The sequence below is a fragment of the Bacillus sp. YH3-2-B2 genome, from assembly GCF_053663335.1.
This window is the reverse complement of record NZ_JBSJQE010000003.1, coordinates 582265-598198: the sequence shown is the minus strand read 5'-3', so window position 1 is coordinate 598198 and position 15934 is coordinate 582265. Positions and strand designations below refer to the sequence as shown.

Here is a 15934-nt window from a genome sequence, read left to right as displayed (position 1 = left end):
GCTTCGGCTTTTTTTTTGTAATAAATTGCCGAATGCACATGAATCATGTAGTATAAGAGCTGTTGGGAGGAAAATACTTGTATGAATATCAATCAGACTAAAAATTCATTTCCGCGTAAAAACAAAAAAACAACGATAATACTGTCCTCCGTGATCGCTCTGCTTATCATCATTTGCGGTGCTTTTTTCTATGGAAAATCTCTGCTGTCCCCGGTTGACAAAGGCAGCAAAACGGCAGTCAATATTAATATTCCGAGCGGTTCTTCCGTTTCGGCAATCGCTGAAATTCTTGAGGATCAGCATGTCATCAAAAGCAAAAAAGCATTTCAGCTGTATGTGAAGTATAAAGGCGCTTCCGGGTTTCAGGCGGGATTTTACCACCTGAATAAAGGAATGGATGCGGATGCGATTATCAAAAAACTGACCGCGGGATCAACGGGATATGCCTTTCAGATCTCCGTTCCTGAAGGAAAACAGCTTACACAGATTGCGGATGCGATCGCAAAAGAAACATCATATTCAAAAGAAGAGATCATGGCAAAACTGGATGACAAAACATTCATCGGCAAACTGAAAAAACAGTTTCCTGATACAATAACGGACGCACTTTCAAACAAGAAGCTCAAGCATCCGCTCGAAGGCTATCTGTATCCGGCCACATATCCGTTTAATGATCCGGATGCATCGCTTGACACGATTTTGACGGCAATGGTTCAGGAAACAAACACCCGTATCGAAACGTATAAATCTGAACTGGAAAAAAAGAAACTTTCCGTCCATAACGCGCTGACGATGGCATCGCTTATTGAAGAAGAAGCCACCGCCAAAGCCGACCGTCACAAAATCGCCAGCGTTTTTTACAACAGGCTTGCAGAAAAAATGCCGCTGCAGACTGACCCGACGGTATTATATGCGGCCGGTAAGCATAAAAGCCGGGTCTACTACAAAGACCTGAAAATTGATTCTCCGTTTAATACGTATAAACATAAGGGGCTGCCGCCGGGACCGATTGCAAATGCCGGTGATTCATCATGGGAAGCGGCTCTCCGCCCTGACAAAACGGATTATCTCTATTTCCTTGCAAAATCAAACGGCGAGGTCGTTTTCACCAAAACATTAAAAGACCATAATAAAGCGAAGGAAAAGTATATTTCCAAAAAAGACAGCGAATAAAAGGAGGGCAAAAGCTCTCCTTTTATTCCATTCTGAAAGGTTTTATGATAAAATATATCGGGTTGTTTACTTATGGATAAAGAAGTGTCTTAAGAGAGTGTCCCCGCGGATTCGTCAGGGGCACTCCTTTTTAGAACGGAGGCTGTTTGCCGTGAATGATCGGTATGAACAAATAAACGAGTATATAAACGCGATGCTGAAGCCTCGGCCTGATAAAGTGAAAAAGCTTGAAGCCTATGCAAAAGAGCACCATGTTCCGATTATGGAAGAAGCGGGCATTGAAGTGCTGCTTCAAATGCTGTCGATTCAACAGGCGAAAAACATTTTGGAAATCGGCGCGGCAATCGGATATTCCGCCATACGGATGGCGCTTGAGCTTCCGGATGCGAATATTTACACGATTGAACGGGACGACAAACGCTATGAAGAAGCTGTGAACAATATAAAAGACTTTGAAATGGAAAAACGGATTCACGTAATGCACGGGGATGCGCTGGAACTTTCTGAGTCTGTCCGTGTCACGGCTCCTTATGATGCCATTTTTATCGACGCGGCCAAAGGCCAGTACACGAACTTTTTTGAGCTCTATGAACCGATGCTTGCGCCGGATGGAGTCATTTTTACGGACAATGTTCTGTTTAAAGGACTGGTGGCACAAAATCACTCGGACATTGAGCCGAAAAGAAGACGGAAGCTTGTTGAAAAAATTGATCAATATAACCAATGGCTGATGAACCGGCCTGACTATCAAACGGTCATACTTCCGGTCGGAGACGGCATCGCCATCAGTAAAAAGAAGAGGTGAATGATCATGAAAAAACCTGAACTTTTGGTGACTCCGACTTCTGTACAGGATATTCTTCCGCTCATTCAAGCGGGCGCAACGGCCCTGTTAGTCGGAGAACAGAGATACGGCCTGAGACTGGCCGGTGAATTTTCAAGAGAAGATATAAAAGAAGCCGTAAAGACAGCTCATCAGGAAGGCGCGAAAGTGTACGCCGCCGTCAATGCTATTTTTCACAACGAAAAAGTGGACGAGCTGAACGGCTATCTTGCCTTTTTGCAGGAGGCCGGCGTTGATGCGGCTGTTTTCGGTGATCCGGCCGTTTTAATGGCGGCGCGTGAAGCGGCTCCCGATCTCAAACTGCACTGGAGCACGGAAACAACGGGTACCAACTACTATTCCTGCAATTACTGGGGACGCAAAGGCGCACGGCGGGCAGTGCTGGCTAAGGAATTAAATATGGACAGCATCATTGACATAAAAGAGAACGCCGAAGTGGAAATTGAAATTCAAATCCACGGCATGACGTGCATGTTCCAATCGAAGCGTTCACTAGTGGGCCATTACTTCGAATACCAGGGAAAAGTCATGGACATCGAACAGAAGAAAAAAGAAGCGGGAATGTTTCTGCATGACAAGGAACGGGGCAATAAATACCCGATTTTTGAAGATGAAAACGGCACGCACATCATGAGCCCGAACGATGTGTGCATGATTGATGAATTAGAGGACCTGATGGACGCCGGCATCGATTCTTTCAAAATCGACGGAGTTTTGAAGTCTCCTGAATACTTAACTGAAGTGACCCGCATGTACAGAGAAGCAATCGATCTGTGCTTCGAAAGCCGAGAGACATACGAAGAGAAAAAAGAGAGCTGGATAGAGCGGATTGAAAGCATTCAGCCTGTGAACAGAAGCATCGACACAGGATTCTTCTTTAAAGAAACGGTCTATTAAAAAGGAGGGTGCAACGGATGACAGCCGTAAATCAAACCATTTCCAAAGTCGTAAACGGAAAACGCGTCATTACGAAAAAACCTGAACTCCTTGCTCCGGCAGGAAACCTTGAAAAATTAAAAATTGCTGTTCATTACGGAGCGGACGCGGTTTTTATCGGAGGACAGGAATACGGACTCCGCTCAAATGCGGATAACTTCTCAATAGAAGAAATCGCAGAGGGCGTAGAATTTGCCAAAAAATACGGGGCAAAAATATATGTGACAACAAACATTTTCGCCCATAATGAAAATATGGACGGTCTGGAAGAATACTTAAAAGCGTTGGGAGACGCAAAAGTTGCCGGAATTATCGTCGCTGATCCGCTGATTATTGAAACATGCCGGAGAGTGGCCCCGGACGTAGAAATTCACCTCAGCACACAGCAGTCCCTTTCAAACTGGAAAGCGGTGCAGTTCTGGAAAGAAGAAGGGCTTGACCGCGTGGTGCTTGCCCGTGAAACGAGCGGACTGGAAATTAAAGAAATGAAGGAAAAGGTGGATATTGAAATTGAAACCTTTATCCACGGCGCTATGTGTATCGCTTATTCAGGACGATGCGTGCTGAGCAATCACATGACGGCCCGGGATTCCAACCGCGGCGGCTGCTGTCAGTCCTGCCGCTGGGATTATGATCTGTATCAGACAGACGGTGCAAACGCGGTCGCGCTCTATGACGAAGAAGACGCTCCGTTTGCGATGAGCCCGAAAGATTTAAAATTGATTGAATCCATTCCGCAAATGATCGAGATGGGTATCGACAGCCTGAAAATTGAAGGCCGGATGAAATCGATTCATTACGTTGCGACGGTTGTCAGCGTGTATCGCAAAGTCATCGACGCATACTGCGCTGATCCTGAAAACTTTGTCATTCAAAAAGAATGGCTGGATGAGCTGGACAAATGTGCAAACCGGGATACCGCGCCTGCTTTCTTTGAAGGCACGCCCGGGTATGAAGAGCAGATGTTCGGCGAACACGGAAAGAAAACAACATTTGATTTTGCCGGTCTCGTGCTCGCGTATAACGAGGAAACTCAAATGGTGACGCTCCAGCAGCGCAATTTCTTTAAACAAGGTGACGAAGTGGAATTTTTCGGTCCTGAAATCGACAATTTCACATTCACAATCGGCACTATTTGGGACGAAGACGGAAACGAGCTTGATGCTGCCCGCCATCCCCTGCAAATCGTTACATTTAAAGTAGACAAAAAGATTTATCCGAGCAACATGATGAGAAAGGGGAAGTAATCACCAATGGGTAAGAGTCCTGTAGTTATAGGCATCGCAGGAGGGTCCGGATCAGGAAAAACAAGCGTCACCCGTTCCATCTATGAACAGTTTAAAGGACACTCGATTTTAATGATCCAGCAAGACCTTTATTATAAAGACCAAAGCCATCTTCCGTTTGAAGAAAGGCTGAACACAAACTATGATCACCCGCTCGCATTTGATAATGACTATTTAATCGAGCATATTCAAGAGCTTTTGAATTACCGGCCGATAGAAAAGCCGATTTATGATTATAAACTGCATACGCGTTCTGAGGAAACCATTCCGGTTGAGCCGAAGGATGTCATTATTCTGGAAGGCATTCTCGTCCTCGAAGATAAAAGACTTCGCGACCTCATGGATATGAAACTTTATGTGGACACGGACGCGGATCTCCGTATCATCAGACGGATTATGAGAGATATTAACGAAAGAGGCCGTTCAATCGATTCTGTCATTGAGCAGTATGTGTCCGTCGTCAGACCGATGCACAATCAGTTTGTTGAACCGACGAAACGCTACGCGGACATCATTATTCCGGAAGGCGGACAAAACCACGTCGCAATTGATCTGATGGTCACGAAGATTCAAACGATCCTTGAACAAAATGCAATTTTGTAATACCATAGCATAGACATAAATAACTCAGACCATATTATGTATAGGCTGGAAGGGAATGAGACAGTTCCCTTCTTTCCCTGTTTATAAACCGAAACATTTGCAGAAAACACACATTCAGTTTAAGATAAACAGTACCTATATGGGAGAGAAGAACGAGGACTGCCCTGTGTTCTCATTCTTGATTTTTTCGTTTATGCTCTCATACATAATCACACGTTATTGTTGAGGGACAACCACCAAGGAGTGAAGGAACATGGCACAAGAAAAAGTTTTTCCGATGACTCACGAAGGAAAACAAAAACTTGAACAAGAATTAGAGCAATTGAAAACGGTTAAACGTAAAGAAGTAGTAGAACGCATTAAAATCGCAAGAAGCTTCGGAGATCTGTCAGAGAACTCTGAGTATGATTCCGCAAAAGAAGAACAGGCATTTGTGGAAGGGCGCATCACGACGCTTGAAAACATGATCCGCAATGCGAAAATCATCGAGGATGACGGCGGTTCAAATGTAGTCGGTTTGGGAAAAACCGTATCATTCATCGAATTGCCCGACGGTGAAGAAGAATCTTACACGATTGTCGGAAGCGCTGAAGCTGATCCGTTTGAAGGAAAAATCTCAAACGACTCGCCAATCGCAAAAAGCCTGCTCGGCAGAAAAGTGGACGAAGAAGTGACAGTTCAGACGCCGGGCGGAGAAATGCTCGTGAAAATTGTGAAAATTTCATAAGATCCGTTTAACAATGAAACACCTCGTCCAAAATGTGGATGAGGTGTTTTTTATGATCGTATCAAAAAGGCTGAAAACGGCCGTGATTTGTTTTCTGCTCGTGTTTTTCTTTCTGCTTGCTAGGCTGGCTGAAATTCAGCTGTTTTTTACAGAATCTTTTTCAAAATCCAATATTAATCTGATTCAGGAAAGCGTCAAGCAGCGGACGGAAGAAGTCCTTATTTCAGACGGACGCGGCTCTTTTCTTGATCGGAACGGCAAAGAGCTGACCGGAAAAAAGCAGCCTGCCGTCATACTGTTTCCCTTTCTCGTGACGCAGGATTGGCCGGTTGACCGGGTATCAGACATTCTCGGAATGAAACAGGGGGAGCTCAGGCAGCTGCTCACGGAAGCAAAAAAACCGGTGATCCTGAACAGCAGAAAAATAAAACATCTGACGAAACAATCCGTGGCAAATATCAATTCTTTGAAATATCCCGGCATTTACGGCGTATATATGAAAGACAGCAAAGAAACAAACATAGCCGCTCATCTGTTGGGCGCGACAAACCAGGACCCTGAGCTTTTGAAAAAGAAATACCCCGGGAGGAAGGAACTGCCGATCACGGCAAAAATCGGGACAAGCGGGATGGAGCGGACGTTTGATGAGTTTTTACTGGCGGATCAGGACACAAAACTTTTGTATCATGTCGACGGAAGGGGAAACCCTTTATTCGGAATGGACGTCAAATATACGGCTGAAGCAAACGCGTTTTATCCGCTGCAAGTCAAAACCTCCATCGACCGCAATATTCAAAAAGCAATGGAAGATGTATTGAAAGACCGCGGGTTAAAAAAGGGGGGAGCCGTCCTTTTAGACATTGAAAAAAGCAGTGTGCTCGGAATGGTATCAAAGCCTGACGCCGACATGTCAAAGCAGCAGACACTGCAAAATTACATGCTGACGCCGATTTATCCGGGATCAGTGTTTAAAACGGTGATTGCCGCAGCCGCAATAGAACAAAACGAAGTGAAGCCGGGCACATCCTTTAACTGCAATCTCAACCTGTACGGAGAGCCGGGGGATGACAAAGGCACGCTCAGTTTTGGAGAAAGCTTTGCCCAAAGCTGCAATTATACGTTTACAAGTCTTGCGGAAAAATTGATCAAAAAAGATGATTCCGTTATTGAAAACATGGCGGAAAAACTAGGTCTCACACAGCGGGCGGGCTGGGAAGGCAAGCTGTACCGGGAAGACGGATTCAGGCAGCTGTATAATGAAAAAAGCGGGGTCATTTGGGGAGATGACAAAGACAAAACCGTAAAAAAAGCCGTCGCACAGACGGCGATCGGGCAAAAAAACGTGAAAGTCACGCCTCTTGAAGTCGCCAATATGATGGCGGCGATCGCGCGCGGCGGTGAAAAAAAACAAGTCAAAATCGCGGACAAAATTGAATACAAAAACAAAACGACGATGGCGTCATTCAGAGATCAGCCGTTAAAAGGGGAAAACATCGACAAATATACGGCGCAGCAGCTTCAAAAAATTCTCAGAGAAGTCGTCACCTCACCGAAAGGAACCGGCCGAAGGTTTCAGGATCTGCCGTATGAGATAGCAGGCAAATCGGGAACGGCCCAGACGGGAATGTTCACAAAAGAAAAACAGACGCTTTACCACAAATGGTTTGCGGGATACTTTCCCGCGGACAAGCCGAAATACGCTCTCGTGGTGCTGCACATGGACACGCCGGGGGATAAGGCTCTGACAAATACAGTGTTTTATGATATTGTTAAAAAGGTACATGAAAATGAAACAAATCAGACATAGAACAACCGCTCAGCCCATGTTAAAATATATGCTGAGCAAGAGGGATAAAGGAGTGCAGAATGATTGAGCAATAAACAATCTCGTTTTGAAAACCGTGATAAGCGCAGAAAAGCAAATATGGTGCTTAACATTTTAATTGCTATCGTATCTATTCTCATTGTCGTCGTTGCAGTCAGCCTCTTCATCAACAGTCCGTCGAGCGACGTGAGCGAAAAAGCGGACACGAGCCAGAAGCAGGAAACACCTGCATCAGGCAAGACGAAGCAGACATCCGATGAAGACATAAAAGACAGCAAAAAAGATAAGGCATCAGACGATGACAAAAAAGATAAACAGGATAAGGACACATCTGATTCATCTTCAGACTCTGACAGCAAAAAAGACGATGATTCATCGAAAAGTGATGACAGCAGCAAAAAAGACTCTGATTCAAGCGATCCTTTTAAAGGGGCAAAGATAACAGAGGGCGGCTCATCAAGCGAAGTCGAGAAAACAATTGTTAACCCAAAATGGAAAGCGGTCGGCACAAAGCAGACGGGAGAACATGCGGCGACGTATGACTCAAGCTCTGAAGACTGGTCCGAAATGCTTGACGCCATCTCTTACGCAACAGGCGTGTCAAAAGATCACATGACAGTGCTGTGGCTCGGAAACAATGGAAGCCCGCAAGATGCGAAGGGTAAAGTTTTAGACAAAACGAACGGCAAAAAGTATCAGGTCACCATCACTTGGAAAGACAAAAAAGGCTGGAAGCCGACAAAAGTAGAAACGTTAAAATAACCGCAAAAAAGCAGCTGATTATTCAGCTGCTTTTTTCTGTCATACGTCAGCTGAAAAATGCACCGACGCGCTGTAAAGGATTCTGCCGTCAACGGCCGTCACTTGATGGGATACAGAACGGACGCGAAGCATAATCGCCTGGTTGTTTTCAATCTGAACGTTTATTTTCTTTTCAAGCTCCTGCAAAGATGCCGCTTCGAAAAATTCTACTTTATCTTTGATTAAATCCAATTGAAAATTCATCAGTACAGATCCTCCTGATTTTTCTTCTGAGTCAATGAAAGTATAAGCCTTTCTGCCGTAATTGAGCAATAATCCCAAAGTATTTTAGTACCCTTCCATTCTTTTTTGTGATAGGATAGGAACTGTTCCACGATTAATCCATACTATACTCATAGGAATTATAAATTATGGAGAGTGAAAAATATGGGCCGTGAATTTATTCCATTATTTGAAGATTGGGCAGCGACTTATGATGCCACAGTGCACGGGGCAGACAAACAATATGCCGCTGTTTTTAAAGGGTATGACAATATTCTTGACAGCATCGTCGCACTTTCGGGTTCAAACGTTTTAGAGTTCGGACCGGGCACAGGGAATTTAACGGCGAAATTAGCCGCCGCGAACAAAAAGGTGTTTGGTGTAGAACCGTCTCCGTCAATGAGAAAACTGGCGGCTGACAAGCTTTCTGACAAAGCCGTGTTCAGTGACGGAGATTTTCTGGAGTTTCCCGCTCCGCCTTTTCAAATAGATACCATCGTCAGCTCGTACGCCTTTCATCATTTAACCGATGAAGAAAAGCAAGCGGCTGTAAAGCAATATGGCACAATCCTTCAGAAGCATGATAAAATAGTGTTTGCCGATACCGTCTTTAAAGATCATGAAGCTTATGATGAAACAATTAAAAAAGCAATCCGAAACGGCTATCATCAATTAGCGGACGATTTAAAGACGGAACATTATCCGACACTCGGGACAATGAAAAACATCTTTTCAGAAGAGGGATTTGCCGCGCGGTTTACGCAGCAAAATGACTTTGTCTGGATAATGGAGGCGATTAAACGGTAAATCGAAGGGATTGTGTATAAATGAAACTGGCAGTCATCGGAGCAATGGAAGAGGAAGTTACGATTTTAAGAAGCAAACTGAAAGACGCAAAACAAGAGATGATCGCTCACTGTGAGTTTACGACGGGCAGCTATGAAGGCGTCGAAGTTATCTTGCTGAAATCGGGGATCGGAAAAGTCAACGCCGCGATCAGCACGACGCTTCTGCTTGACCGTTTCAAACCTGATTATGTGATTAACACAGGCTCAGCGGGCGGTTTTCATCATACATTGAATGTAGGCGACATCGTCATCTCAACAGATGTCCGCCATCATGACGTGGATGTGACGGCGTTTGACTATGAATACGGACAGGTGCCGGGTCTTCCGGCAGCATACAAAGCTGATGAAAAGCTGATCAGTATTACTGAGGAAGCGGTTTCTGAACTGAACGGCATTCAAGTCGCCAAAGGCACAATCGCTACGGGAGATTCTTTTATGAATGATCCGAAGCGGGTTGAAGACGTACGCGCCAAATTTGCGGATTTGTACGCGGTTGAAATGGAAGCTGCGGCTGTCGCACAGGTGTGCCACCAGTTCAAAACGCCTTTTGTTGTCATCAGAGCTTTATCTGATATTGCCGGAAAAGAATCTGACGTTTCATTTGATAAATTTTTAGAACAGGCTGCCGTTCATTCAACTGAGCTTGTCCTGAATGTCATCAAACGAATTCACTAAGCGGGGGATTCTCGTTCTCCTCCGCTTTTCCAGGAGGAGGACATATATTGAACGTGATAACAGATATTACAGAACTGATCGGAAATACACCGCTGCTCCGTCTCAAGCATTTTGATATACCGGAGGGAACAGCGGTTTATGCTAAACTTGAGATGATGAATCCGGGCGGAAGCATTAAAGACAGGCTGGGCGGGATGCTCATTGAAGATGCGCTTCGCACGGGAAAGGTGAAACCGGGCGGCGTTATCATCGAAGCGACTGCCGGAAACACCGGGATCGGACTCGCTCTGTGCGCCAGAAAGCATCAGCTTCGCGCCGTTTTTTGCGTCCCGGAGCATTTCAGCAGAGAAAAGCAGCAAATTATGAAAGCTCTCGGAGCGGACATCGTGCATACGCCGAGAGAAGAAGGTATGCAGGGAGCCATTCGAAAAGCGCTTGAACTGGAGAGGGAGATTAGTAATTCTTATGCCGTTCTGCAATTTGAAAACCGAGTAAATCCATTGACTTACTATAAAACGATTGGACCCGAAATATGGAACGCGCTCGGCGGGGATATCCACACCTTTGTCGCAGGAGCGGGTTCCGGCGGCACCTTTGCCGGTACGGCAGCTTATTTAAAAGAGAAAAATCCTGCTGTCAAAACGGTGATCGTTGAACCGGAAGGCTCGATCCTGAACGGAGGAGAGCCGCATGCCCATAAAACGGAAGGCATCGGCATGGAGTTTATCCCGGAATATATGGACGAGAACCATTTTGACGCCATTTACACAGTGGAAGACGATACGGCGTTTTCGCTTGTCAGAGAAGCGGCCGAGAAAGAAGGCCTCTTAATCGGAAGCTCTTCAGGGGCGGCTCTTTATGCAGCGCTTGAAGAAGCGAAAAAAGCGCCCGCCGGATCAAATATCGTCACTATTTTCCCTGACGGCAGCGATCGATATATAAGCAAAAACATTTTTCAAGGAGGTCAGTAAGATGAAGAAAAAAACGCTGATGGTGCACGGAGGAATTACGGGAGATGAAAAGACAGGAGCGGTTTCCGTACCGATTTATCAAGTAAGCACGTACCGGCAGCCGAAAGCGGGCGAGCACACGGGTTATGAATATTCAAGAACGGCCAATCCGACGCGGACGGCGCTTGAAAGCTTAATTGCGGAGCTTGAAGGCGGCGCGGCGGGATATGCGTTCGGCTCAGGCATGGCTGCGATTACTGCCGTCATGATGCTGTTTGACAGCGGCGATCATGTTATTTTGACGGATGATGTATACGGCGGCACTTACCGGGTGATGACAGGTGTGCTGAACCGCTTCGGCATTGAAGCGGACTTTGTTGATACGAGCAGTGAAGAAAAAGTCAAAAAGGCCATTCGCCCGAATACGAAAGCCATTTATATCGAAACACCGACAAACCCGCTATTGAAAGTGACTGACCTCAAACTGATGTCTGACATCGCAAAAGAAGCGGGCGTATTGCTTATCGTCGATAATACATTTTACACGCCGTATTTCCAGCAACCGCTCAGCTTTGGCGCGGACATCGTGCTGCACAGCGCGACAAAATATCTCGGCGGCCACAGTGATGTCGTCGGCGGCTTAGTCGTGACGGCTGATAAAGAGCTCGGTGAAAAGCTTCATTACGTGCAAAACTCAACGGGCGGCGTTTTAGGACCGCAGGATTCATGGCTTTTAATGAGAGGCATTAAAACACTCGGACTCAGAATGGATGCCATCAATCACAGCGCCGGGAAAATCGCCGAGCTGCTTGAAGCGCATGATGCCGTTCAGACGCTCTACTATCCGGGATCAGCGAAACATCCGGGCCATGAGCTGACAAAAGCGCAAAGCTCCGGTTTCGGCGGAATGATTTCCTTTGATATCGGCAGCAGTGAACGCGTCGACGCATTTTTAGAAAAATTGAACCTGTTTACAATCGCTGAAAGCTTAGGAGCGGTTGAAAGCTTAATCTCCGTGCCGTCCAGAATGACGCACGCTTCGATCCCGCGCGACCGCCGGCTTGCGCTTGGCATTACCGACGGGCTCGTACGGATCTCAGTCGGTATTGAGGATACTGAGGATTTAACGGCGGATGTGAAACAGGCGCTTGATTCCCTTTTATAAAGAATGGATAGATTTACATTCTCTGTCGGCTGTCAGCTTGTATTATAATGTTGGTAGACTATAAAACTGGCAGGTGACCTTATATGGAGAAGAAAAGACTGAAATCATTAATAGAAGATTTTAAGCATTACGCATTTATTCTGCTTGCAGTCAGCACCTTCATTTATATCGGCGCGGTTCTTCCCGGACAAGGGCTGACTGCGGGCCAGAAAATGCTGATGTTTGTAACGGATTGTGCATTTTTAGCGGGCGCTTATTTCTGCGTTGACCGTTCACTTATTTATAAAAAGAGGCTGGAAGAGGCCGATGAATAAAAAAAAGCCATTGTCTTTTGACAATGGCTTTTTCATTTCTTATTCAGACGGGGTTTCGCGTAATTCTTTTCCCATTCCTTTTAAAAACTGCAGCCCGAAGCCGAGCGCGCGGTTAATATCAGGATCACCGACGGCTTTCATCAGTTCAAACATACTGACTTTCCTGTCCTCTTTTAAAAATCTTTGCGCCTGATCCGTCCCGGCCATGGCGCTTTCTAAAAGTCTGCCCATAAATTCGGGATCAGCTTTTGACAGCGCGCCTCCCGCGGCCATCATCGTATTCAGAAGATTGGTGACAGGTTCCCGGGAAATCTGTCCGAGTGCGATTTTGGCAATCTCCTCTTTTGCCTGGAGCATATAGCCGGCGGCATCAAAAATGCCCAAGCCATTCAGCTCTGCCATAATAGACATCGTTTTCGCGACGGCTTCTTCATTTTCTGCGAGAAGCGTCTTCAGTTCTTCCAGTTTTTCAGCTTTCAGCTGTTCCTCTGTTTTCGTTTCTTTTTGAATTTCAGTAATTGGGCTTGCCATAATGTTTCCCCCTTTCCTTAATCAGTTAAGTGCACATAGCCCGGACGGTTCCATTTTCGCTGAGCTTCCACACCGTTTTGCGGATGACGTTTTTTGTTCCGCGGATTCGTTTTCGGAAGCGGCGGTGTATCACAGGAACCGAGCACTTCCATGCGGACTTTTGTCTGTTTATAGGCAGGTGTATGTGTCCGTGAATCATACGCAGGCCCGGTCAGGAAATTAATCGCAGAATCTTTATCTGTAGAGTTCATCGGCAGATAAAGCTCATTTGCGCGGACACGGTCTGTCACAAGCGCATTCAATTTAACCGCCCCAAAAGGAGAGACGAGCCGGATCATTGTTCCGTCGCAAATTCCGCGTTCAGCCGCGAGCTCCGGCGATACTTCAACAAATACATCCGGCACTTTAGACTGAATGCCCTTCGATTTGTTTGTCATGTTTCCTTCGTGGAAATGTTCAAGCATCCGTCCGTTGTTAATATGCAGGTCATATTCTTCAGGGAATACGGCAGGCTCCACCCAATCGCTCAGCGCAAAACGGGCCTTTTTGTCCGGGAAGTTAAAGCCGTCTTCATAAAGAAGCGGAGTGCTTTCTCCCGTAAAGCTTCCCCACAGGAAGCTGTTCCAGCCGCTAAGAACGTCGTAGCTTGCTTTTCCGAACAGCGGAGAAAGGCTTGCCATTTCTGAGAAAATGTCGCTTGGATGCGTGTAATTCCAATCAGCGCCTAAACGATTGGCGACTTCCTGAATAATCCACCAGTCGGGTTTGGCATCGCCTAGTGTCGGAAGCGCCTGATACAATCTTTGTACACGACGCTCTGTGTTTGTAAATGTTCCGTCTTTTTCAAGAGATGGAACCGCAGGCAGGATGACATCCGCGTATTGCGCCGTTCTTGAAAGGAAAATATCCTGCACAACAAAGAAATCAAGGCTGGATAAAATGTCATGAACATGGTTGGCGTTTGAATCGACGAGCGCCATATCTTCACCGACAAGATACATGGCTTTCATGTTTCCTTCTTCAATCGCATGGAGCATTTCGATATTATCAAGACCCGGCTTGCCGCCAATTTCAACACCGTAAGCTTTTTCGAATTTAGCGCGTGCCGCATCATCGGTAATATGCTGATACCCCGGAAGCCAGCCTGGAAGAGTTCCCATATCGCAAGCGCCTTGAACGTTGTTATGTCCCCGCAGCGGATAGGCTCCGGCGCCCGGGCGGCGGTAGTTTCCTGTGGCAAGCAGCAGATTGGAAATCGCCGCTGATGTATCAGAGCCGCCTGTATTCTGGGTAACGCCCATGCCCCAAAGAACACAAGTGCCGTCTGCATCACGAATCATTTCGGCAATGCGGATGATCGTATCCTGAGAAAGTCCGGTGATGCGCTCCGCATATTCTAATGTATACTTTTTCAGCGTTTCTTTATAATCTTCAAAGTAGTTGACATTCTCATCAATAAACGCTTGATCGTGCCAGCCTTGGTCAATCATATATTTTGTCACTGCCATGAGCCAGACTTGGTCAGTCCCTTGTTTCGGGCTGATAAAGAGGTCGGACCGTTCAGCCATTTCATTTCTGCGCAGATCGGCAACAATTAATTTTTGTCCGTGCAGCTTATGGGCGCGTTTCACGCGTGTGGCTAGAACCGGATGTCCTTCTGCCGGATTGGCGCCGACGATGAGCACGAGGCCCGCTTTTGCGATATCTTTAATTGTGCCGGCGTCACCGCCCATACCGACTGTGCGGAATAAGCCGTCCGTTGCCGGTGACTGGCAGTAGCGTGAACAGTTATCCACGTTGTTGGTTTCAAATACTTGACGCGCTAATTTTTGAATAACGTAGTTGTCTTCATTCGTAATTTTAGAAGAAGAAATAAAACCGACAGAACCATTTCCGTGTTCGGCCTTGATCGAACCGAGTCTTGAAGCGACAAGATCAAGAGCTTCTTCCCATGACGATTCAACAAATGCGCCGTTTTTCCGGATAAGCGGTTTTGTAATCCGTTCTTCCGAATTCACGAAGTCCCAGCCGAATTTCCCTTTCACACAAGTGGAAATCGCGTTAACCGGAGCATCGGAAACAGGCTGAATTTTAAGGATGTCACGGCCTTTTGTCCATACTTCAAAAGAGCATCCGACGCCGCAGAACGTGCAGACTGTTTTTGTTTTTTTCGTCCGTTTATCGCGCATAGCCGCTTCCACTTCTGACACGGCGAAGATGCTTGTATAGTCGGGTTCAACATTTTTCACTAAATCAATCATCGGTTCCATGATATCTTCTTTTATTCCTGTCATAAATCCGGCTTGGCCGAGCATTGATTTTTCCATCAGTGCGTTACAAGGGCAGACAGTGACACATTGGCCGCAGCTGACGCAGGATGATTCATTAATGGCGACGCCTTCATCCCAAATGACCCGCGGGCGGTCGCGCTCCCAATCAATTGAAAGGGTCTCATTCACCTGAAGGTTTTGACACACTTCCACACATTGGCCGCAGGCGATGCATTGGTTCGGATCATAGCGGTAAAACGGGTGAGACATATCAACCGCGCACTTTGAATCATCTTTCGGCGTATACGGATATTTCTGATGCTCAATTCCCATCATTTCCGCTGTATTATGCAGTGTGCAGTTGCCGTTGTTGTTATCGCATACCGTACAGTAAAGCAGGTGATTCTCGAGCAGGCGGTCCATGGCCTCTGTCTGAGCCTCTTTTACCCTTCCCGACGTAAGCGAGATGGACATCCCGTTTTCTGCAGCCGTGGAACAAGAGCGCTGCAATTTCCCGTTTACTTCAACAATACAGGTGTCACATGTTTGAATCGGATCTACTTCCGGTACATGGCATATTTGCGGAATCTCAATTCCGTTTTGGTTTAAAATATCTAAAATCTTTGACCCCTCTGGTGCTTCATACTCCGTGCCGTCAATTTTGACACGGATAGACTGAACGTCTGTCACTTCCAATTCCCCTCCATCTTTTAAACTCGAAAAAAAGCCATGCACATAGATACCGGCCTCCTGTCCGGAGAACG

General features: G+C 46.3%; 16 protein-coding genes. 13 read left to right on the top strand and 3 right to left on the bottom strand.

Going from position 1 to position 15934, the window contains the following annotated elements; genetic code table 11:
- The first annotated feature begins 81 nt into the window (after positions 1-81).
- The 8 genes from mltG (at position 82) to ACWJJX_RS13135 (ending at position 8156) form a co-directional block, all read left to right on the top strand.
- Complete coding sequence (gene mltG, locus ACWJJX_RS13170) at positions 82-1173, top strand: endolytic transglycosylase MltG (protein ID WP_014305487.1); 1092 nt, start codon at positions 82-84, stop codon at positions 1171-1173.
- 151 nt (positions 1174-1324) lie between these two features.
- Positions 1325-1978 carry an O-methyltransferase gene (locus ACWJJX_RS13165; RefSeq protein ID WP_003152755.1) on the top strand — a complete coding sequence of 218 codons (654 nt, stop codon included), beginning with the start codon at positions 1325-1327 and terminating at the stop codon, positions 1976-1978.
- A gap of 6 nt (positions 1979-1984) precedes the next feature.
- A complete protein-coding gene (locus ACWJJX_RS13160) occupies positions 1985-2914 on the top strand; it encodes a peptidase U32 family protein (protein ID WP_003152757.1) in 930 nt (309 codons plus the stop codon).
- Between the two features lie 17 nt (positions 2915-2931).
- A complete protein-coding gene (locus ACWJJX_RS13155; protein WP_003152759.1) occupies positions 2932-4200 on the top strand; it encodes a peptidase U32 family protein in 1269 nt (422 codons plus the stop codon).
- Between the two features lie 6 nt (positions 4201-4206).
- Complete coding sequence (udk, locus tag ACWJJX_RS13150) at positions 4207-4842, top strand: uridine kinase (RefSeq protein ID WP_003152763.1); 636 nt, start codon at positions 4207-4209, stop codon at positions 4840-4842.
- Between the two features lie 253 nt (positions 4843-5095).
- The gene (gene greA, locus ACWJJX_RS13145; protein ID WP_003152766.1) at positions 5096-5569 is read left to right on the top strand and encodes a transcription elongation factor GreA; all 474 of its coding nucleotides are present in this window, start codon (positions 5096-5098) and stop codon (positions 5567-5569) included.
- Positions 5570-5621: 52 nt separating this feature from the next.
- The gene (locus tag ACWJJX_RS13140) at positions 5622-7376 is read left to right on the top strand and encodes a peptidoglycan D,D-transpeptidase FtsI family protein (RefSeq protein ID WP_369614559.1); all 1755 of its coding nucleotides are present in this window, start codon (positions 5622-5624) and stop codon (positions 7374-7376) included.
- Positions 7377-7439: 63 nt separating this feature from the next.
- Entirely contained in the window at positions 7440-8156 is a 717-nt protein-coding gene (locus ACWJJX_RS13135) for a YrrS family protein (protein WP_071391566.1), read from the top strand.
- Positions 8157-8195: 39 nt separating this feature from the next.
- Here the strand turns inward: ACWJJX_RS13135 and ACWJJX_RS13130 are convergent, their stop codons facing one another.
- Positions 8196-8399 carry a YrzA family protein gene (locus ACWJJX_RS13130; RefSeq protein WP_003152771.1) on the bottom strand — a complete coding sequence of 68 codons (204 nt, stop codon included), beginning with the start codon at positions 8397-8399 and terminating at the stop codon, positions 8196-8198.
- A 183-nt stretch (positions 8400-8582) separates the two neighbouring features.
- Here ACWJJX_RS13130 and ACWJJX_RS13125 point away from each other — a divergent pair, with 183 nt between their 5' ends.
- The 5 genes from ACWJJX_RS13125 (at position 8583) to ACWJJX_RS13105 (ending at position 12369) form a co-directional block, all read left to right on the top strand.
- Entirely contained in the window at positions 8583-9224 is a 642-nt protein-coding gene (locus tag ACWJJX_RS13125; protein ID WP_015387960.1) for a class I SAM-dependent methyltransferase, read from the top strand.
- 20 nt (positions 9225-9244) lie between these two features.
- On the top strand, positions 9245-9940 hold the full coding sequence (mtnN, locus tag ACWJJX_RS13120) for a 5'-methylthioadenosine/S-adenosylhomocysteine nucleosidase (protein ID WP_101562301.1): 696 nt from the start codon (positions 9245-9247) through the stop codon (positions 9938-9940).
- Between the two features lie 47 nt (positions 9941-9987).
- Entirely contained in the window at positions 9988-10911 is a 924-nt protein-coding gene (locus ACWJJX_RS13115; RefSeq protein ID WP_172614858.1) for an O-acetylserine dependent cystathionine beta-synthase, read from the top strand.
- 1 nt (position 10912) lies between these two features.
- Complete coding sequence (locus ACWJJX_RS13110; protein WP_003152778.1) at positions 10913-12055, top strand: bifunctional cystathionine gamma-lyase/homocysteine desulfhydrase; 1143 nt, start codon at positions 10913-10915, stop codon at positions 12053-12055.
- Between the two features lie 83 nt (positions 12056-12138).
- Positions 12139-12369, top strand: a complete 231-nt coding sequence (locus ACWJJX_RS13105) for a YrhC family protein (protein WP_013353003.1) — start codon at positions 12139-12141, stop codon at positions 12367-12369.
- 39 nt (positions 12370-12408) lie between these two features.
- On the opposite strand, the gene ACWJJX_RS13100 is transcribed toward ACWJJX_RS13105, so the two are convergent.
- Together ACWJJX_RS13100 and fdhF are read right to left on the bottom strand one after the other, a co-directional pair.
- On the bottom strand, positions 12409-12900 hold the full coding sequence (locus ACWJJX_RS13100) for a DUF1641 domain-containing protein (protein ID WP_003152780.1): 492 nt from the start codon (positions 12898-12900) through the stop codon (positions 12409-12411).
- Positions 12901-12917: 17 nt separating this feature from the next.
- Positions 12918-15860: a formate dehydrogenase subunit alpha gene (gene fdhF / locus ACWJJX_RS13095; RefSeq protein ID WP_109955229.1), complete on the bottom strand. Its 2943-nt coding sequence runs from the start codon at positions 15858-15860 to the stop codon at positions 12918-12920.
- Positions 15861-15934: the final 74 nt, after the last annotated feature.

Excerpts from the sequence above, each read along its gene's own strand:
- ACWJJX_RS13100 (WP_003152780.1), bottom strand. The coding sequence starts at position 12,900 with ATGGCAAGCCCAATTACTGAAATTCAAAAAGAAACGAAAACAGAGGAA.
- ACWJJX_RS13105 (WP_013353003.1), top strand. The coding sequence starts at position 12,139 with ATGGAGAAGAAAAGACTGAAATCATTAATAGAAGATTTTAAGCATTAC.
- ACWJJX_RS13155 (WP_003152759.1), top strand. The coding sequence starts at position 2,932 with ATGACAGCCGTAAATCAAACCATTTCCAAAGTCGTAAACGGAAAACGC.
- mtnN (WP_101562301.1), top strand. The coding sequence starts at position 9,245 with ATGAAACTGGCAGTCATCGGAGCAATGGAAGAGGAAGTTACGATTTTA.
- ACWJJX_RS13140 (WP_369614559.1), top strand. The coding sequence starts at position 5,622 with ATGATCGTATCAAAAAGGCTGAAAACGGCCGTGATTTGTTTTCTGCTC.
- ACWJJX_RS13125 (WP_015387960.1), top strand. The coding sequence starts at position 8,583 with ATGGGCCGTGAATTTATTCCATTATTTGAAGATTGGGCAGCGACTTAT.
- mltG (WP_014305487.1), top strand. The coding sequence starts at position 82 with ATGAATATCAATCAGACTAAAAATTCATTTCCGCGTAAAAACAAAAAA.
- ACWJJX_RS13110 (WP_003152778.1), top strand. The coding sequence starts at position 10,913 with ATGAAGAAAAAAACGCTGATGGTGCACGGAGGAATTACGGGAGATGAA.
- ACWJJX_RS13130 (WP_003152771.1), bottom strand. The coding sequence starts at position 8,399 with ATGAATTTTCAATTGGATTTAATCAAAGATAAAGTAGAATTTTTCGAA.
- greA (WP_003152766.1), top strand. The coding sequence starts at position 5,096 with ATGGCACAAGAAAAAGTTTTTCCGATGACTCACGAAGGAAAACAAAAA.
- udk (WP_003152763.1), top strand. The coding sequence starts at position 4,207 with ATGGGTAAGAGTCCTGTAGTTATAGGCATCGCAGGAGGGTCCGGATCA.
- ACWJJX_RS13160 (WP_003152757.1), top strand. The coding sequence starts at position 1,985 with ATGAAAAAACCTGAACTTTTGGTGACTCCGACTTCTGTACAGGATATT.